Genomic DNA, 20,115 nt, shown 5'->3' on the forward strand with positions numbered 1-20,115 from the left:
ATAAATTTATCAACAAGTAAAACCAAAATCAATTTTTGCACCTATGATTAAAATATTACGTAACACCGTTATGTATGTAGCGGTGTGGTTGATGAGCGCAGTTTCAATACTGGCTCAGACCACTATCTCAGGCAATATTACAGATGCTTTAACACGTGAAGGTTTGGTGGGCGTAAGCGTACAAGTGAAAGGAAAAGTAGTAGGAACTATTTCGGATTCTAAAGGAAATTTTTCACTTACGACAACTACTCCCGTTCCTTTTACGCTCGTGATCACTTCAGTAGGGTTTGAAACCCAAGAAATTCAGATTGACAATGGCCGCTCTGACCTCAAAATAGCCTTGAAGGAGCAGGCGCTGATGGGCCAAGAAGTAGTGGTATCGGCTTCTAGGGTAGAAGAGAGTGTGCTGAAATCTCCCGTATCGGTCGAAAAAATGGATATTCGAAGTATTCGCGAAACACCAGCGGCTAACTTCTATGATGCCATCCGCAATCTAAAAGGCGTGGAAGTAAGTACCCAATCGCTGAATTTTAGTTCGGTAAATACGCGCGGATTTTCGGGCAATGGAAACGTGCGAGTTGTACAGATGATTGACGGTATCGACAATCAAGCGCCAGGGCTTAATTTTGCGGTTGGAAATGTAGTGGGTATTTCGGAACTAGATTTAGAAAGCGTAGAATTGTTGCCAGGAGCTGCGTCGGCCTTGTATGGCCCCAATGCTATCAATGGATTATTATTGATGAATAGTAAAAGTCCATTTTTGTACCAAGGGGCGAGTGCTTATGCCAAACTAGGTATGATGAGTGCTGATAACCGCTCTACCAAAACGACCCCTTTTTATGATGTAGCGTTCAGGTATGCCAAAGCTTTTAATAACAAGTTTGCATTCAAACTCAATGTAACCTACCTTACCGCCCAAGATTGGCAAGTAAACGACTACCGTGATCAGAGTTTTAGAGGCACAACTCCCGCCACAGGTACTCGTGCCAATCCTGGCTATGACGGTGTCAACGTGTACGGAGATGAAAACTCTAGCGGCGCAGGACTAGCTAGTTTGAGACCTACTTTCACTCAATTGCTGGGGGTGCCTGTGGCTACTCTCAATGCCATTAATCCTTCTCTGGCGCAATTGGTAGGAGGCGTGAATCAATTTGCGGGAGCTACAGGAATCCCTGCGAGTCAACTAATCAATGATATTTTGCTTCCTAATGTGGCCGTGTCGCGTACGGGTTACAATGAGTTTGATTTGGTAGATTACACCACCAAAAGTCTGAAGTTTAATGGCGCAATCCACTATCGTATCAATGACCGTATAGAGGCGATTTTGCAAGCCAACTGGGGGACTGGTTCTACCGTTTATACTTCATCTGACCGCTACCAACTCAAAAATTTTAGTATGGGGCTCTACAAAGCAGAGCTGAAAGGCTCTAATTTCTTTGTCAGAGGTTATTTGACGGCCGAAAATTCGGGAGATACCTACGCGGCAGGGCTTTTGGGGACTTATATCAATGAGGCATGGAAGCCTAGTTCGCCACCCGCCTCGGCTGGTTTGGCAGGATTGGCGCAAGGATGGTATCCTCAGTATGCGCTTACCTATGCAGGGGGCGCTTTCCAAGCATTCGTGCCTGCATTTCAAGCGGCTTTAAGAGCAGGTCAGACTCCTCAAGCCGCTTATGCGTCTGCTTTAAGTGCTGTCAACACCAACTCTCAGGCATTGCATAATGCTGCTCGTGGCGTAGCAGATAATGGACGGGTATTGCCAGGTGACCCGCGTTTCAATCAGATAGCAGACCAAATCAAAGCTAATCCTATCCCTAATGGCGCCTTGTTTGTGGATCGTACTAAGTTGTATAGCTTAGAAGCTATGTACAATTTTAGTAAACTCATTGACCCTAAAGTGTTGGAAATCATCGTAGGGGGAAATTATCGTAAATACGCCCTCAATTCAAACGGAACCTTGTTCTTGAAAAAATCGGACGGAAGTGAATATAGCATCAACGAATTTGGGGGATATGCGCAAGTGAGTAAAAATATCAACGATGTATTGAAACTGACAGGCTCGCTTCGCTATGATAAAAATCAAAATTTTGCAGGACAGTGGAGCCCGCGTTTATCGGCTGTTTATACTGCCAATAAAGTACATAACTTCCGCGCTTCTTACCAAACTGGCTTTAGGATCCCGACCAACCAAAACCAATATATCAACCTCAATACTCCTGTGTCGCTCTTGATTGGAGGTTTGCCTGCTTTGTGGGATAATTACAAATTGAGAGAAGGTGGTGGGTCAATCAATATCGCAACTGGACAACCGTGGAGTTTCCCCGAATTTAAACCTGAACGCGCCCTAAGCTTTGAGCTAGGCTATAAAGGGATGATTGCCAAAAAATTGTTGGTAGATGTTTATTACTACAATACTACCCTCAAAAACTACATCGGTGGTGTGCTTCTGCGGAATGCCGCGATTCCGCAAGTAGTTTCGATGTCTTCTAATTACACAGGTGATATCAAAACCCAAGGCTTTGGTATTGGCGCTGATTATTTGATGCCTCGCAACTTTACCGTTGGTTTCAATCTTTCAAACAATACCCTCAATGCGGGTGGTGTGAAAATGTTTAGTAGCGAGAAAAATGCCAATGTTCTAGATGATGGTTTTCAGGTGGGTTTCAATACTCCTAAGTATCGTTACAATGTGACCTTCGGAAATCGTAACATTAGCAATTCGGGATGGGGTTTTAACGTGGTATGGCGTCATCAGTCAGAGTTTAATTGGCTTGATATTCTCCAACCAGCTTTTGCGCGTTTACCCCAAAATAATAGCCAAATTACTATTCCGGCTTTTGGTACTTTGGATGCACAAGTAAGTAAAAAACTATCGAGCCTAAAGTCCATTCTTAAAGTAGGTGGCTCCAATATTTTGGGTAAACAATATACTACTGGCTGGGGCAACCCAACGATAGGTGCGATGTACTATGTATCGCTTACATTTGATGAATTGTTGAATAAATAAAAAAAATAGACTTTCTAAGTTTTGACTCATGAAAACTTAGAAAGTCTATTGACTACACAAAAAAGAGACGCTGATCAGCGTCTCTTTTTTGTGTCTAATTACCTCCTGTACCTTTTGTACCGTTGGAAAGGGTAGGTGGGGGAATCGTCAAGGCAGTGCCGTTGTTGGCTTGGTCGGCCCCAATATCCGTTTTACTTCCTCTTGCGCCCCCGTCATAATCTTTTTCTACCAGACTACCCAAAACCTTACCCGCACCAATACAAGGACTTGTGGATGATAAGTGATATTGAGCATCAATTTTGGGGTCTGCGTTGAGGCTATTACCGTCTAGTTTTGATTGGGTTTTCCAATTATTAAAACCTTCAAATGTATCATAATCATCCTCATTTTTATCGATTCGAAATTGAAGCGTTCCCGAAGAACGATAATAATAATTGCTGCTAAAATCATTAGAACCCTCTACCTGACTTCTGAGGCGTGCCATGTAGCCTTTGGCCGAAGCCGCCTGGACGATGATGTTGTTGATTACTTTCAAATCTTTGCATTTAGGGTATTTGTCGCCCGTGGGAGTGCCATAGATTTCGCCCCGTGCTACCATCAACGCAGCACTTCCTGCATCGCTCGCTACATTGATAAGGGTATTGTTATAGACTTGCGCTCCCAAGGCGGCATACAATCCAATCCCCTCTCGTTTGGTATTGACGACGATATTGTTACGAATAATGATGTTGATACTTTCATAATACGTAGGGTTGATAGCGAGATTAAACCATTCATTGTCGGTGTCTAAATAGCCTGCCACTAAGCCTCCTTCGCCGCAATTCATCAAGAGGTTTTGTTCAAAAATACAGTCTTTGGCGCCTCCTTTGGCATAAAGGGCGTTGGTCGCAATATCATGAAAATAGCAATTACGGACAATCATCCGGTCGGCGTTGACATTGTCGATACCTTCGGCGTTTTGGGCGTCTTTATTGGCCGGGCCTATTCCTGAGCGGTAGATTTCGCAGTTAAGTACTTGAATATCTTTACAACCCGGCGTAATCTTGATACAATCGCGGCCTGTATCATGGATTTTACAATTCAAAATTTTGACATTCGAAATTCCTTTTCTTTTATCATAAGGTACACTACGGTCGTCGTCCCAGTTGCTTTCTAGTTTGATACCATAATAATAGCCCCCGATGATTTCGAGATTTTCGAGGGTGATATTTGAAGTTCCCGGTTCCCTAAACCATAAACAGCTACTAATATCCTCTATGTTGGTAACTGCCTTGATGACAGCCCATTCACCTGGATAAGAATGCAAATAGATGTTTGAAGTTCTAAATTTTATTTCCTTGCTTTCATAAGTGCCGCTCCGCAAAATGATTTCGGCGCTTTTAGCAGGATCGATTTGGTCAATAGCCGCCTGTAAACTTTTGAAAGGCTTGCTTTCTGAGCCGTCGTTGGAGTCGTTGCCGCTGGGTGATACGTATATTTTCCCACTCAATGCCCCCGTGTTGCCATTGTTGCCCTGACAGCTCGGCGGCTCTTGGGGACAGCCACAGGCGGTAGGGTTGCTGTCGCATTCGTCGGTAGCTACTTCTTCCTTCTTGCAGCTTGTCAGGATAGCCAAAAAAAATAGCGCGGAAATGAGGGCGTTTTTCATACCATAATGAGGTTGAGAAAAGAGTCAAAAACTAGATTTTGGTATAAATGATAGTTAATGATTTGAGCTTACTCCCTGCTATATTGTGCTCTTTGGGGTTGGAAGCATAGTCAAAGACCCAAGTCATGGTGTTGCCCGCTACTTTTACGTCATAAGTGGCGTCAGGAATGCCTTTCATGGTTACTTTCACTTTGTTGCCAAAAGCCGTACATTTTCCGGCTCCATTGGTGGCTTCGATGGTCTTTTTCATCGCGCCACATTCATTCGGAACGATAGTAATAAAACTTCCATCGGCTTTGAAAGTATAAGTGATATTTTTGGTACACGGCATGACTTTGATATGCTCTTGGAAGTCATCGCTGGTTTTTCCTGATAAGTCAGTCGAAGTCATGCCTGTACGTTTCCACGTGCCTGTCATGCTGCTGGGAAGTTGGGCCGTAGCGGTATGGACTAAACCACAAAAAAGCAGTATAGTCAAAAAGCGATTTAAGTATATCATTTTGATTATGAATGATTTAGGTTTATTCTTTTTGTCGGAGCAAAGTCACGGTTACTATTTTACTAAAACGAGGGTCGGCGCTATTCCAATGACTAGTGCCATTGGGAAGGCGATAGCTAAAATTGACAGGGAGTGTCATTTGGTCATTGTTCCAATGGGATTTTTGGGCGAGGTTGACATAAAAATTGGGTACTTTGAGGGGCTTGTTTTCATCTGCCGAAAAGTCTAAGTCAAAATCATGGAAGTCTTCGCGTTTTACGTTTCCCCATAGTTCGTAGGTTTCAGTGCCAAGTTTACTGCTGACGATAGCCATGCCGTCAAAAGCTCTTTTGGCGCTACTACTCCCACGGCGGCGGCGTTTTCGGCCAGCTCGGTCCCAACGCTCTTCAGAGGTCATTGGCACAAAAATCTCAAGATTGATTTCTTTTTTTATACCATCGGGATCGGTAAAGTTGCCATGCCATTTGCCAACCAGAAGAGGGGCGTCAGCATCGCGGCTATAAGCCCACGGGCGTTGGTACAAATCCATCCAATAACTCCCATAATATCCAATGACCGTGGCTACCAACGAAAAAGCAACCAACGCGATTAAAATCGTAAAACAACCATACTTCTTTTTCATGTGCTCACCTATTTTTTTCTCAATATCTAGCAAATTGTTGAGTTATGGAGCATTGTCATGATTTTGAGTTATTTGCCTGCATTGTAGATACTCATGAGCAACGCTTTACTGATACGTTGACCGGCTTTTTTGCCGATGTGTCCCTGCCCATCCGAGCTATCTATTCCATTGACATCCGAAGGGTCAGAAGCGGTGTTGCGGTTTTCGGTACAGATACGCCACACGTTGTTTTGCTGGCAAGCGCCATTATTGCTTTCTATTTCTTGCAAATCAAAAATGACATCGGTGCCCTTGAAAGTGTCTTTCATCCATTGGCCTACTTTCATTTTGGCGGCGTTGCCTTCGAAAGAAGTTGTGGAATATACCAAAGGCGGCGTCACGTGTACAAAACGAAGATTGGGTGATTGTGCGCGAAGAGCATCCACAAAAGCTTTGTACTCGGTTTTTACTTTTTCAAAATTATCGTCCATCACATCAGCATATCCAAACTTAAAAACCGCGATTTGAAGCAGGTCTTTATTGCGAGTCGCATTTTCACGGAAAACCCTGATTTTTTCGTATGGATTACCATTGGCAATACCGCCCACATCCACAAAAATCCCACCACGTAGCCCTTTGTCTGTTTTGTCGCCAGGGCCATAATAATCAAAAGGGAATCCATTACTTTTCGCGCCTTCTTCTAAATCCTGCCCTACAGATTGATGCAAAAAAAGCGTGTTCCAGTTTTTGATACGGTTTTTCTCGCTGCTTGCGAGTTTGTCCCACGCCTCAATTCCGGCCAAACCTACTACGCCGGGTTGTCCTTTTCCCAAGGCGGTATTGCCTGTACTTCCGCAACTAGCGGGTGCTTGCGGACATCCACAGGCTGTGGGGTCGTTACTACAGTCGTCGGTGGAAATATCTGCTTCTTTCTTGCATCCTTCTATGCCAAAAATGCCGAAGAAGAAGACCATAAAAAGTGTTTTTTTCATAAAATAAAGACGTTTTTACGGCTATTTTTTAGGTAAAAATTAAAAACAATACCAATGCTGCTAGCAGTACATACAAGAAGCCTTGCCAGAGGTAGTAGCGAGCAGCAGACCTTTTCATGAGGATGATGGCTTGGTTGAAAGATGAACGAAGCTAAAACAAAGACTCACTACTTCCAGGCACCATTGTGTAAATGGCGGAAGTGGGTGAGTGAAATGTGGAAATCAAAAAGTGGCTTAGTGGTGAGCTTGGAGGAGCTTGTGCTCAATCGCTTCCCAAGTATAGGTTTGCAGGAAAGAAGGGGTGAATACAAATTGATTTTTGAGCCGTAACAAATCGTGAGCCACCTCAGCAACATCTTTGGCATAATAACTCTCCATGACGTATCCGAGGTGATTTTGGGCGACAAAATCCGCGATCTTTATCTCGGCATTGATGATTACGGGCGTGCGGGCCTGAATGGCATCATAGATTTTATTGGGACTGGCATTGAGGTTGTTGTCGTTGATAGGCTCATATAGCGATAATATATAATCGCAGGCCGAGGCTAGTCGCATGGTTTCTTGCTGCGTCTTGACACCCCAAAAAGTGACTTGAGGGTGTTGGCTAAGTTGGCGGGTAGGCTCGTCATACACCCATCCCACCATCCAAATTTTGATAGCAGGAGAATACTGAATTAAGTCATTTAATAAATTCGTTCCGCGTGTTACGCCCAACGAACCGCTGTAAAGTATCAAAAGCTCTGTGTCGGAAACTGCTCTGGGCGGTACGTCTCCAAAAGCATAGGGAAAATTCTCGACTACCCATGTTTTACTATGAAATGCTTTGGGAACTAGGGTTTTACGGTTGTCGTCGGTGACGATGATAGCCTTCGGAAGACCATAAATAACCGATTGAAGCGAGCGTATCCATGCTTTGTTGGTTCTTAAAAAAATAGAATCGAAGATGTCGGCTACGACTTTGGAGCGACTCCACCACAAAAAAGGAAAGAAAATCATGAGCAATTGCTCATTGATGACATGAATGCTTGCCAGCCGATTTGAAAAGTAAAGTTTGATAAAAGTAAAAAAATACCGAAAAAGAGTACTTGGTGATTTGTGATGACCTTTTACCAAATGAAAAGAGCGACAGTGGGGTTTGGCGAAAGCCTTGGAATCATCGCGGCCAATCCCCAAATAAACAATATCAAAAGAAGTGGCTAACGTCTTGATTTCCTTGTTGATACGGGTGTCTGAGGCGTCGTTGATACAGAGATAAAGTAGCTTGGGTAAAGGCATTGTCAAACGTTTTCAAGTAGGGAATTTACTTTTGTGGGGGCTATTCAGGAATTTCCATTCTGATGCGCCAATCTTTGGGTAAGTAGTTGTTGAAGCGATTTCCCAGACTTTTCATCCAGCCTAATCCCAGCCCCTGATAAGTGGCAAGTAGCCATCCTTTGGGAGCTTCTAAAGAAAAGTTTTCTTTTTTCAAAAACTGCAATGCTTCGCTTTCTGACAGCTCTATCCGTGGTAGTTCTTCTGCTAGCTCCACGCTCAATGCTAAAGCGTGAGAAGGAATAAAATCTTTGCCTTTAAATACGCCCATTTCTAGTCCTAAACCTTTGGCAAACAGTATATTGTCAATGATTTTGAGATCTTCTAGCTGACTATCGAGTACGGCAATGATTTCGTCGTTGGGTTTGATGAAAAAATGAAAATCATCGGGGCGGGCAAGCCACCGTTTTACCTCAGTGGTTTCGCGGGGAAGCAGTGCTTTAAAAGACCGAAAGCGATAATCGCGGCCTTTTTTTGCGAAATATTTGGTTTCGGGGTCAAATACCGGTTCTTTTTTCTGAAACACACTAAAGAAAAAACCTTCGCCCTTGACCCGATGTGGGTAACATTGATAACCGTAGGTTTTGGCCCACACGCCCCACTCCGTAGGAAGTGTGATTTTCAGTTCTTCAAATTCACCTGTTTCTATCACAAACTGCGCATTTTCCTGATTTTCGGTGTCGTTGTAAGTACAAGTACAGTACACCAAAATTCCGCCCGATTTGAGCAAAGGAAGGGCCGCGCTCAAGATTCTTTTCTGACGCCCCGCGCACATTTGTACACTGTCGGGCGACCACTCATTGATAGCGGCGGGGTCTTTGCGAAAAAGCCCTTCGCCTGAGCAAGGAGCATCAATGACGATAATGTCGAAAAAATCGTCTAATCCGTCTAAACTCTGTGGGTCGTGGTTGCTGACATGAACTTGTGGCAATCCCCATTTTTGAATATTTTCTTTCAAAATCGATACCCTACTTTTGATCACCTCATTGGCTAAAAGTAGGCTGTCAGGGTGCAAAAGCGAAGCCAAAAGCGTGGTTTTGCCGCCGGGAGCCGCGCACAAATCCAATACCCGTAAAGGCTGCGTGAGGTCAGCCACCTGCGCCAAGGCGTGCCCAATCAGCATAGAAGAGGCTTCTTGTACATAGTAAGCCCCTGCATGAAAAAGCGGGTCGAGCGTAAAAACAGGGCGATTTTGTAGATATTGGCCTTCCTTGCACCACCGAATAGGGTCTTCGAAAGGGGAAGCGGCTACTTTGGCGGAATTGTGGCGAATGCTCACAGGGGCCGCTTGCTGAAGAGCTGCTTCAAAAGCGTCGTATTCGCTGCCGAGCTGTGCCGAAAGGGTTTTTATGAATGATTGTGGAAAAGACAAAACAGTAATCGATTTTTGAATTTTTAAAAAATACCTTCCTCAGATTAAGCTTTCGTAAAGTGCGGTCAGTTGAGAGGCGATGCGTTGCGCCCCAAACTGCTGAATGTGCGCTTTCCCCTTTACGATGAGCGTCTGACGAAGGGCTTCGTTGGTCCAAAGTTGCGCTAATTTTTCGGATAAATCATTTTCATCCAATGGATTAGCATAAAGTGCACCTTGACCACCCGCTTCTTCAAGGCATGAGCCGGTGGCGCCCACCGTCGGAATTCCGCTGTGCAATGCTTCTACAATCGGAATACCAAAACCCTCAAAAAAAGAAGGATACGCAAAAACCCGCGCCGCTTGGTACAAGGCCGGCAAGTCCGAAAAAGGTACATTATTGAGAATCTTTACCTTATTTTCTAAATGATTTTTGGCGATAAAAGATTCGATTTCGGCTTGAAATTTGGTTTTTCCCCCCACCAAAATGAGTTGGGCTTCTTGAAGGTTGGCTTGGGCAAATGCCTTGGTGAGTCGTAATTGATTTTTACGGGCTTCGAGTGTGCCTACACAAAGCACGTAAGGAGTTGAAATATTGTGTTTCAGTAGCACTTCTTGGGGCGAAACAATACGCTGAAAAGCTTGGTGGCAGTCTTGATAGATAACGCGGATTTTTTGGGGTGAGATGCCATAAAAATCCACAATATCGCGCTTGGTTTGCTCACTGACGGCCACAATGTAATCTGACTGCTCGCACGCTTTTTTGAATTTTTGGCGATAAAAAAAACGGTCGATAGCGGGATATAAATTGGGATAACGCAAAAAAATCAGGTCGTGAATTGTGACTACCGACCGAATGCCCACCTTACCCAACCCCGACGGAAGCTCGTTGCTGAGGCCATGAAAAAGCTGAATATGGTCTCTGGAAAGGGTTTTGGGGAGTCCGTAGCTTCGCCACCAAGTGCCGTAGAGTTTGTTTTGGGAAGGAGGCAGTCGAAGGTCTTTTGTTGGAAAATCATCAAAAAAGCCTGCTTTGATTTTGGGCGTGTAAGCCAAGTACTCGTGCTGTGGGGCAAAGGTTTGGAGGGCATGGAGTACAAAACGGCTGTAATTGCCCAATCCTGTACGGTTGTTGAAAGCTCTCTTGGCGTCGAATCCGATACGCATCAATCTTCTTTTTCAGATTTGTGAATGTGTTTTAGCGTTTGGGCATCTATCCACTCATTACAATGTGGGCAGCGAATGCCCTTATTTCGCTTGGGGCGGCGGATTTGCTCAATAAAACCCGAGGCGATGATACCCGTTGGCAATGCAAATAAGGCAATTCCGGCTATTAATACTATGCCTCCAAAAAATTTGCCCGCCGCCGTCACCGGATACATGTCGCCGTAGCCGGTAGTAGTCATCGTAATCACGCCCCACCAAAGCGTAGCCGGAATGCTCTTGAATCGTTCGGGCTGAACGCTGTGCTCCAGGTAATACATCACGCTTGATGAAATAAGCAGCGTAAAAATGATAAACGAAAAACAAAGGAGGAGTTCTTCTTTGTGTTCCACAATCACATCCCGAATGAGCTTGAGGGCGTGGGCATATCGCGTAACCCGAAAAAGCCGAAACAATCTAAAAACGCGTAAAATACGAATGATGCCAAACTCGGAAGAAAACAGCGTAAAGTAGAAAGGAAAAATGGCTAAAAAATCAATGATACCCCAAAATGAAAAAAGATAACGTAGCCTCCCACGCCAACCGCCTTTATAGCGGGGGTTTTCGGGACAAGACCAAATCCGAAGAAAGTACTCGATAGTAAAAATAAAAACGGAAAAAATCTCAAAGTCCTGAAAAAGAGAGTTATAAAGGGGGTGTTGGGCAAGTTCGGGTACGGTATGTAGGATGATAGCGAGAGAGTTTAGTACTATCACTGTGACTAACCCCACATTGATATACAAACTTAGGCCACGTCGCCCAATAGACGAAAATTCAAGCGTGCTATAAACGCGTTTACGAAAGGTCACGGTAGATACAATTTTATGCAAAAATACATATAAATTGTATTAAACTCTTTAAATTTTAACCAAGTTTGGGCTATTTATATTTGTTGTCTTACTTTTTATTGTAAATTTCATAGCCCAATATTTCTTTTTCTTTCTTTAAAGAAAAGATTTTTAATTGATTTTTCAGGGAAAGTAATTTATTGTAATTGTGTAATTTAAAATATAAGAGATTGGCATTATTGGTTTTATGATTTTTGTTGTAACAATGTTTTAAATTAAAAATATAAAATGGTGTTTTGTGTAATAAAAAGCGTACAGCTATATCAATAAAATCAGAATGGTTTTTTGTTGATATAGTATTTTAGAAATGATAAGAAAAATTTAAAACCTGCAAAGGGGCTATCTCTACTACAAGACTTTTAATATAGGTTTTAGAAATAAAAGCAAAATCTGGAGATCTTGTGTAATTGTCGTTGATTACAATCAAAAACCCTCCGCTGTAGTTGTTAGAACTAAATTCTCGATAATAGGAATTAAGGCTTGCTTCTGTGGAAAACGAAAAATTTTTATTTATAAAATACCTGAATCCGAGGATAGCAGCTCCTCCTAGTTGCCAACTATAATCTGGATAATAAAAAGGCTTACCTTGAGGGAGAGGAATCACATAAGCTTCTACATTCTCTTTACGAAAATGTGCGTCTATACCCCAAAAAACACTTGCTTTGTCACTTAATTTCTTCTGTTTTTCGTATCCAATCCGAATGATATAACTGGCTTTTTCGATTCCTAACCCAATATTCCTAGGATCGGTCTTGATATCCGTTCCTACCCTTAATCTTAACGCTCCATTCTTTTTTAAGGTACGTTTAGCAAACATTGAATACTTTGGCAAACTATTTTTGTCGATAAGCCAAAGCAAGTCGGTTCCTATTTCCCACTTTGTACTATCCTTGCTCTCTTGAGCTCTAAGGCTGATAGTAAATAAAAAAATAAAAATTGTTAATGCAGTTTTTTTAGAAATTGTTAGTACATCATTTGGGCGAAATTGTACTTGCCCAGTAAGCTTTAATATAAAAAAGTTTTCAATTGATACTAAAAGAGACGAGATTTGGGAGCCTTTGTATTTCATAGCGCTGTTTTTTTATTGTAAATAAATTTATTTGTTTTTTAAGCTTCAGGGTATGTTTGAATAAAATTTGTAGTATATTGATATAGTCATAAGCCTGCCTAATCTAATAATAGATAAGGCATAGTTGAAACCTGTAGCAAATGGGTTTAAATAAAAAACTACCTATTGCTAAATTAAGTTGTCGATTAGCTAGATGAATAAAAGTGAATTATAGAAATGGAATAGGGGCTAAATATAGTATTGATATTTCATTGTAAAGTACAAAAGTATAGATTTGTATAAATAAAAAAAAGCGATATATAAAAATAACTTTTCCTAAAAGTCATTTTTATATATCGCCCCTATTTGAGTAGCGACCTTTAGACCTATTTCTGCTCAAATACTTTTTCGCCCGCTACAAATGTTTTCCAAACCTTGATGTCGCGTAGTTGCGCGGCGGGGGCCGTCATAAGGTCTTTTTCTAAGATGATAAAATCGGCGGCTTTGCCCACTTCGATGCTGCCAAGCTTGTTTTCTTCAAAGTTGCCATAAGCGGCCCAAATCGTCATCCCACGCAGGGTTTGTTCGCGGCTGAGAGCACCTTCCATTTGGTAGCCGCCGTTTGGGAATCCCTTGGCATCTTGCCGATACACCGCCGAATGAAATGTATAAAAAGGCGACACAGCCTCTACCGGAAAATCGGTTCCAAAAGTAATTTTTCCATTTTGCTCAAAAAGAGCCCGAAAAGCATACCCATTTTTTTCGCGTGCTTTGCCCAATCTTTCTCCTGCCCAATACATATCGGAAGTGGCATGAGTAGGTTGCACCGAGGGCAGTATATTGAAGTTGCCAAAAGTAGGAACATCGGCCACATCTACGATTTGAGCGTGTTCGATGCGCCAACGGCGGTCGTTTTTGCCTTTGAGGTATTTGGCATATAGATTGAGCATCAGGCGGTTGGCGGAGTCACCTATGCAGTGGGTATTGGCCTGAAAATCACTATTGGCAATTTGCTTGATGTAATTTTCTAGTTCGGAAGGACTCATCAACAAAAACCCCGTCGTTTCGGGGGCGTCGGCGTAAGGTTGGAGCAAACACGCTCCCCGTGAGCCAAGCGCTCCATCGGCGTAGATTTTGAAAGAACGGACATTGAGGCGGTCGGTGACATATACGCCTTTTTTCAACATCTTATCCACATTTTCTTGGCTGATACTCACCATCGGATAAAGTCGAATCTTGAGTTGGCCTTTTTTCTGCAAATCGTCGATGATGTCGATGAGTTCGGGCGATAGACCCGCATCGCCCACGTTGGTAAGACCATACGAAAAACAGACTTCTTGGGCTTTTAGCAAGATGTTTTTGATTTCTTCGGGAGTGGGTTGAGGATTGGCGGTGCGGGCAAGACGCATGGCATTGTCCACCAAAATTCCCGTAGGTTGGCCGTTTTGGAGGGGGATTGCCCCACCTTCTACTTTGGTAGCGGCGGTGATTTTGCCCAATTGCAAAGCTTTAGAATTGACCCAAGCCGCGTGGCCGTCGATGCGGGTCAGATACACAGGGTTGTTGGGGAAAGCTTTGTCGAGAATTTCTTTAGTAGGGAATTTTTTTGTTGTCCAGTCGTTTTGGTCCCAGCCTCGCCCGATGATCCAAACGCGGTCGGGATGAGCGGCTTGGTATTTTTTGAGGCGTTCGACTACTTCTTCGGCCGATTGGGTCTCTACCAAATCGGCTTGGTCGAGCATTTGGCCTAGTCCATAAAAATGCGCGTGGGCATCGTACAATCCCGGATAAAGGGCTTTGCCTTCGGCATTGATGACCGAATCGGCGGTATATTGGCTAAAAACCGTAGCTGAATCGCCCACGATGGCAAATTTTCCGTCTTTGACGGCTAGTGCGGTAGCCTTCGAAAACGTGGAATCGACGGTATAAATCGTGGCATTAAAAACTATAAAATCTGCCTTATTTTGGCCTGAACATGACGCTAAAAAGGCGGCGAATAGCGCGTAAAAGTAGTTTTTCATCGTGTCGGAATTAAATACTCGCTAAATCTACATTTTAATACGCTATTTTTGAAAACTAGAGTTGTAATTGATTCAGATTTTCTACTGACCATGCGCCCATTTATTCTGTTGTTTGTTGTTGTTTTACAGCCTTTTATCTCTTTTTCTCAAGATTTACTTACCCTCGAAAATGCGATTTCGGCAGCGCTCGAAAAAAACTATTCCATCAAAATAGCCCGTAGCCGTGAGGCGATTGCTCACAATGACAATACGCGTGGAAATGCAGGGATGCTACCCGTCGTAACAGGCTCGACGCAGGCCAACTTTACTACCAACAGTGTCAATCAGACTTTTTTTCCGATTGGAAATACTACGCGCGACCCACTCGTACAAACGGGAGTACACAACCGTAACTCTACCTCGGGTATCAATCTAGTATGGACGGTATTTGACGGTCTAGGGATGTTTGCTACTGCCGAGCGACTTCGTGAGATTGAAAATTTGGGAAAAACCAACGTCAAAATCAACATCGAAAACACCGTGGCCCAAATAGCGGCGGCTTACTATGATGTGATTCGTCAAAAACAACGCCTCGAATCGCTCAAAGATGCGCTTGATATTTCAAACACAAGACGAGAATTGGCTAAGGCCAACTATGAAGTAGGTACTACTTCCAAATCGGAGTATTTGGCCGCTCAAGTGGATTATAATGGCGACCAAGCGGCTTTGGTAGCGCAAGAGCAAGTATTAAAAAACAGCAAAATCAATCTCAATGCCCTGATGCTACGCGATTTTGAGATAGATTTCAACGTGCCAGATACCATTATTTTCAGGAAGGATTTACAAATAGCACAGTTGCAGGAAAACCTAAAAATCAAGAATCCTAATCTTATTGCAGCTGACCAAAACCGTAAAATCGCCTCTATCGTAGAGCGTGAAACCCGCGCTACGCGGATGCCACAAGTGGATTTGTTGGGGGGCTATACCTACAATACCCTCAACAATGAAGTGGGCTTTGGGGTGAAAAGCAGTAAAAACGGCTCGCTCAATTATGGAGCGCGGTTGGTGATTCCGATTTATGACGGGCTCAATCAGCGCCGCCGTGAGCAAAATGCCAAAGTCAATACTTACATAGCCGAATATCAACAGGCCGATGCGCAGTTGCAGCTTTTGTCTATCTTGGAGCGGACTTATAATACGTATCGAAATAGCATCCAACTCTTTGAATTTGAAGAAAAAAATCTGACCATTGCCCGTCAAAACGTTGATTTGGCTTTTGAAAGATTTAAGTTTGGAAACTCCACCCCGCTCGAATTTAGGGAAGCTCAGCGCAATGCCGTAGCTACCGAGTCGCGTCTGATTGAAGCGGCATTCAACGTCAAAGTGACAGAAATAGAACTTCTTCGGTTGAGCAGTTCTATTTTGGACGACGTAAAATAAATAAGATACCAGCGGTATAGGGTTTGGCGTGTATCTTTGCAGGCATACATCACTCTCCCAATCGCATGGACTCTCTCTGGAATCAAAAATTTGTGCGCGACTTACTGCTTACTGTAGTTTTGAGTGTAGTAGTGGCAGTTGCTTGTTTTTATGGCCCTACTATTCATTTGCCTTTTTTGGTAGGATTGATAGTGGGTCTTTTGATAGGTTGGCTACAGCCGCGCAAAGGCTGGATTTTGGCGCTCTTGCAGGTAGGTTTGATTATTGTATGGTATTTTGTGATTGAAGCAGCACATTGGCTGACTCCCTTCGACGCCGATGCCACTAAGTTTACGGCATTGCTTCAGTTTTTTCCAGTGTTGGTAGGCGGTTTTTTAGCAGGTTTTATCAGGCGTGCCTTCTCTTAATTTTTTAACCTTAAATTTTGCCTCTTTCTAAAGCTTTGGCGGCTGTGCTGCTCAAAGAATGTACCCCCAAGATAAGTCCCCCAAATCGCTCGTCTTTGCTAAAGCCTTGCTTCCAACGCGCGTATATTTGCTGGATGACCACGGTGTTTTTAAACAAACCAAAAACGTAGTAATATAAAATGTTGGCTACATCACGACCGCTTTTTTCGGCATAGCGGTCCGCAAACTCTTGACGGGTAAGATTGCCCGGAAGCCACGTAAGGTTGAAGCTTTTTTCAAATGCGCCATCTCCCGGCTCTGACCAATACGAAAGCGAAGTACCCACATCCATAAGGGGGTCGCCGACGGTGGTCATTTCCCAATCCAATACCGCTATGATGTCGGTAAGGTCGCTCGAATTAAGAACTAGGTTGTCGTATTTGTAGTCGTTGTGGATGAGGCTTGGCGGATTTTCGATTGGCAGGTTTTTTACTAACCATTCATGAACTTGTTCAAATAAAGGCACTTCGTCGGTTTGGGCATTTTTATATCTTTTGTACCAGCCGTCTACTTGCCGTTGGATGTATCCTTGGGGTTTACCCAACTCAATGAGCCCCGTAGTGTGAATATCGATACTGTGCAAAAGAGCAAGATTATCCACCAAAGCTTCTGCTATTTTTTGCATAGTAGGAGGCTCAATACCCATTTTTGGGGCAGTGTGCGCCCGCAAAATCACTCCTTTGACGCGCTGCATCACATAAAAAGGGCAATCAAGTACACTTTCATCATCACAGTAGATGACAGGCTGGGGAATTTTGGGATAACCTGCTTTGTGCAGCATCGACAACACCCTAAATTCTCTGCCCATGTCATGCCCTCCTTTGATATGTTTGGCTCCGAATGGAGGCCGCCGCAACACATATTCTTTTTGGTGGGTCGTTTTGAGAAAATACGTCAAGTTAGAATATCCCCCCGGAAATTGACTTACCTCCGTAATATCTCCAAAATCAGGTAGTTGGGTAGCGAAATAAGCATTTAGATTAGCTACATTAAGTTGCTCGCCTTCGCGTACGAGGGTAGGAGTATCAGTTTTGGGGGAATTCATGGAATACAGCTGGGAATAAATGTCAAAAACAAATTTAGTTTAAACTTTTGAGGTTCTATTGCAATTAAAAAAAAGCCAATAAGAAAGCATAAAGTAAATAACAGTACAACACTCTGTCAGGTTCTTTATGCTTTCTAGGTTTTAGGATACTATATAATCTACGTTGTGTGCCTCCCAAGGTGCTGGTACTTCCCATTTGTTTAAAAGCCGAAATAACACAGCTTCTGGCACAGGATACGCACGGTTTTTATTCTGTAAAAGCCATTGTCTATAAGGAACCTCTAAATATACAATTCGGGTTTTGGCACCATAAGTTACAAACAAGTCAATCCATAACTCTCGAATTGAGCGACTAATGTTTGTGGCATTAAATACAAAAGGTTGCTTCTTTCGCAGATACGTTTTTACTTCCTCTTTAGCTTCCTGAATCACTCTACCATTACCTTTCGAATCAGTAGGAGAGATGTTAAGACGGCGACGAATATCGTCTAGGCTAACTACCGCAAGCCCTTTTAAGAACTTTTGAATGTAAGTATCTTTACCTGAACCAGGTAATCCTGATAATAATATTACCTCACATGTTGTATTATCAAAAGGTTCATAGTCAGGTGATTGTTCTTCTTTGCGAAAGTATAGGAAACGCCCCAAAGATGAGGGAAACTGAAATGGTTGATTCCAGCAGTCAAGCTCTTCACAATAGGTACGGAATAGTCCATTATGATATAGTAATTCGGCTTGGTCTGTACATATTCTACCACGGCTGTCGGCTTCTGCTATCATTCCTAACTGAGACATTGAGACTTCTAGACTTGCTTGTAAGATAGCTTTTTGGGCGTTCTCTTTTTCAAAAAACCAAAGCGGAAGCCCATGATAGCGCACAAGTTTGGATATTTGTTCACGAATATCAAAAGGCACATCTGTATTTTGATATAGCCATAGCCGGGCACTCAATTCTCCTTTTTTAGCATGTCCTCTAGAAGTAATACGTCCATCGGCTTCTATGATAGTGGTCGAACGTTTTTCGAGGTCGTGCATTAGGGTTGCTGCCCATAAGGTTTCCTGAGATTGAGGATCCAATTTTTGATAGTCTTTATTTTTGATTAGTTCTGCTAAAACCATTTGGGTATGAATTGCGACGTTGCCTTCTGCATGGTGGTAAGGATCTTGCGGCGTAACAGCCATGTCACGTACCCAATCAAACTGACTTTCCAAAAAACTCCATTCTTTATTTTGACTGATTTTCCACATACTTCCTCCTTTCCCACATCAGAGATGCGCGTTTCCAGTTTCTAGTCCAATGTTCGTCTGTTTTGACATGTCCCTTTCGAACGTATTTGTTAACATTCTGAGTAAAAGTATCCGTTGAATATTGTGCCGCGTTACGTGTCACAACTCCCTCCATTGTACAAAGTTGGTTAGTTTGAATATCGACTGATACCAATTGGCTCGGTTGTAATGCCCAATGCAATACGCTTTGTTCAAATACAGCTTGAGAAGTGGGCATCGAGATTTTCTCTAATACAGGTACTGTAGGAAAATCGAAGAATTGAGCATAAAACTCTGTTTCTTCCCAAGATAACCACTGGTCATGCTCGCGCACTGCAAAGACATAAAAATGGGATTCTAATTGCTGATATTCAATGGAATGGATAGCAAATAGATTCTCTCCAAATATTTCTAAATGACCAAGGTCATCCCTCAGCAATTGCCAACGTTGACGTAGGGTACTTGTCCAAGGCGAAGTAGTGGGGGCAGCATGTGAACGAGCAAAAACCCCATAGCGGCTCAAACAGTTGTTTTCTCCGTCCAGTTTTTCGGTATGAATTAATTGGGGTATTTGAGAAAAAGATTCCCAATATTGATGATTAATACGGTCGTCGCTTGTGGTACCTGGTGAAAAAGGGTAGTGATACGTTCGACCGTATTTGGTTGAAATAGCCATGATTAAACACTTTAAATAAACACAAAAGGATTGCTGCGCACTATAGTAAATGCGTTTTTAGAAGATAATAAAAGAGCAACCCATTACATGACTATTCACTATTAAAGCGTTAATTTGGTCACAAAGATAGCGGGAATATTTAAATCATATGGGTATTATTGTTGACTGTCTTCTATTTCGATAAAAGCAGGTGCCACAAAATCGGTTAGCCATACGCCGTTAGACGAAATATAAAAAGCGATACCCGCCTCCGCCATCAATTTTGTGTTGATTTTGAGAATAATAGGTTTGCCATGTCTCATGCCTACTTTATGGGCGGTTGCTTTATCTGCACTTAAATGTACATGATGGCGATTTCTCTTCTGAATACCTTGTTTGAGAATAGAACTAAGGTTTTTCTCGGCAGTACCATGATATAAAAAAGAAGGAGGGGATTGTTTGTCATATCCCAATTCTACTTCGATGGAATGCCCTTGATTCGCGCGAATTTTCTGCAAATCTTCGTCAAATGCAAAACGCTGTTTATTGTTGGTTAGCACAAGGTGTTTTAATTCTTCAAAAGTAAGGGGATGCCCTTTGGTAGCAGTTTTGGCGAGTAATTCGTCTACTGACACCCAGCCATTTTTATCCATTTCAAGGTCTACTAACTCAGGGCGATGCCGGAGAATAAGGCTCAGAAATTTGCTGGTTTTAAATTCATCTTTCATGGTTGTACTTATGCAATAAGCTATTTT

17 protein-coding genes are annotated in these 20,115 nt (G+C 42.9%); 3 read left to right on the plus strand and 14 right to left on the minus strand.

Annotated features, from left to right (window positions below):
- Nucleotides 1-43 precede the first annotated feature (43 nt).
- On the plus strand, nt 44-3,007 hold the full coding sequence (locus tag G563_RS0101790; protein WP_028663785.1) for a TonB-dependent receptor: 2,964 nt from the start codon (nt 44-46) through the stop codon (nt 3,005-3,007).
- A 94-nt stretch (nt 3,008-3,101) separates the two neighbouring features.
- On the opposite strand, the gene G563_RS0101795 is transcribed toward G563_RS0101790, so the two are convergent.
- The 10 genes from G563_RS0101795 to G563_RS0101840 form a co-directional block, all read right to left on the minus strand.
- Nucleotides 3,102-4,655, minus strand: coding sequence for a right-handed parallel beta-helix repeat-containing protein (locus G563_RS0101795; protein WP_028663786.1), 1,554 nt, complete (start codon nt 4,653-4,655; stop codon nt 3,102-3,104).
- A gap of 31 nt (nt 4,656-4,686) precedes the next feature.
- Nucleotides 4,687-5,154: a hypothetical protein gene (locus G563_RS0101800; protein WP_028663787.1), complete on the minus strand. Its 468-nt coding sequence runs from the start codon at nt 5,152-5,154 to the stop codon at nt 4,687-4,689.
- Between the two features lie 22 nt (nt 5,155-5,176).
- Nucleotides 5,177-5,776 carry a hypothetical protein gene (locus G563_RS0101805; protein WP_028663788.1) on the minus strand — a complete coding sequence of 200 codons (600 nt, stop codon included), beginning with the start codon at nt 5,774-5,776 and terminating at the stop codon, nt 5,177-5,179.
- Between the two features lie 68 nt (nt 5,777-5,844).
- Nucleotides 5,845-6,747, minus strand: coding sequence for an SGNH/GDSL hydrolase family protein (locus tag G563_RS0101810; RefSeq protein ID WP_028663789.1), 903 nt, complete (start codon nt 6,745-6,747; stop codon nt 5,845-5,847).
- 234 nt (nt 6,748-6,981) lie between these two features.
- Entirely contained in the window at nt 6,982-8,022 is a 1,041-nt protein-coding gene (locus G563_RS0101815; protein WP_028663790.1) for a glycosyltransferase family protein, read from the minus strand.
- A gap of 40 nt (nt 8,023-8,062) precedes the next feature.
- Complete coding sequence (locus tag G563_RS0101820; RefSeq protein WP_084650729.1) at nt 8,063-9,430, minus strand: methyltransferase RsmF C-terminal domain-like protein; 1,368 nt, start codon at nt 9,428-9,430, stop codon at nt 8,063-8,065.
- A 39-nt stretch (nt 9,431-9,469) separates the two neighbouring features.
- A complete protein-coding gene (locus G563_RS0101825; RefSeq protein ID WP_028663792.1) occupies nt 9,470-10,576 on the minus strand; it encodes a glycosyltransferase family 4 protein in 1,107 nt (368 codons plus the stop codon).
- Nucleotides 10,576-11,421, minus strand: coding sequence for an ion transporter (locus tag G563_RS0101830; protein ID WP_028663793.1), 846 nt, complete (start codon nt 11,419-11,421; stop codon nt 10,576-10,578). Before G563_RS0101830 ends, G563_RS0101825 begins: the two co-directional genes overlap by 1 nt.
- Nucleotides 11,422-11,761: 340 nt before the next feature.
- Nucleotides 11,762-12,529, minus strand: a complete 768-nt coding sequence (locus G563_RS0101835) for a hypothetical protein (RefSeq protein WP_028663794.1) — start codon at nt 12,527-12,529, stop codon at nt 11,762-11,764.
- A gap of 365 nt (nt 12,530-12,894) precedes the next feature.
- The gene (locus tag G563_RS0101840; RefSeq protein WP_028663795.1) at nt 12,895-14,529 is read right to left on the minus strand and encodes an amidohydrolase; all 1,635 of its coding nucleotides are present in this window, start codon (nt 14,527-14,529) and stop codon (nt 12,895-12,897) included.
- 90 nt (nt 14,530-14,619) lie between these two features.
- On the opposite strand from G563_RS0101840, the gene G563_RS0101845 reads away from it, so the two are divergent.
- Both G563_RS0101845 and G563_RS36690 read left to right on the plus strand, forming a co-directional pair.
- A complete protein-coding gene (locus tag G563_RS0101845) occupies nt 14,620-15,948 on the plus strand; it encodes a TolC family protein (protein WP_037325762.1) in 1,329 nt (442 codons plus the stop codon).
- A 65-nt stretch (nt 15,949-16,013) separates the two neighbouring features.
- On the plus strand, nt 16,014-16,355 hold the full coding sequence (locus tag G563_RS36690; RefSeq protein WP_051210700.1) for a hypothetical protein: 342 nt from the start codon (nt 16,014-16,016) through the stop codon (nt 16,353-16,355).
- A gap of 10 nt (nt 16,356-16,365) precedes the next feature.
- On the opposite strand, the gene G563_RS0101855 is transcribed toward G563_RS36690, so the two are convergent.
- From G563_RS0101855 to G563_RS0101870, 4 genes are all read right to left on the minus strand, one after another.
- Complete coding sequence (locus G563_RS0101855) at nt 16,366-17,439, minus strand: phosphotransferase family protein (RefSeq protein ID WP_028663797.1); 1,074 nt, start codon at nt 17,437-17,439, stop codon at nt 16,366-16,368.
- Nucleotides 17,440-17,580: 141 nt separating this feature from the next.
- Nucleotides 17,581-18,687 (minus strand): AAA family ATPase, encoded by a 1,107-nt coding sequence (locus tag G563_RS0101860; protein WP_028663798.1) that lies wholly within the window; start codon nt 18,685-18,687, stop codon nt 17,581-17,583.
- Nucleotides 18,665-19,381 (minus strand): RNA ligase family protein, encoded by a 717-nt coding sequence (locus G563_RS0101865; protein WP_028663799.1) that lies wholly within the window; start codon nt 19,379-19,381, stop codon nt 18,665-18,667. Before G563_RS0101865 ends, G563_RS0101860 begins: the two co-directional genes overlap by 23 nt.
- Before the next feature lie 155 nt (nt 19,382-19,536).
- Complete coding sequence (locus tag G563_RS0101870; protein ID WP_028663800.1) at nt 19,537-20,088, minus strand: RNA 2'-phosphotransferase; 552 nt, start codon at nt 20,086-20,088, stop codon at nt 19,537-19,539.
- Between the last annotated feature and the right edge of the window lie 27 nt (nt 20,089-20,115).

Origin of the sequence: Runella zeae DSM 19591, assembly GCF_000423565.1 — a bacterium.
GTDB classification, from domain to species: domain Bacteria; phylum Bacteroidota; class Bacteroidia; order Cytophagales; family Spirosomataceae; genus Runella; species Runella zeae.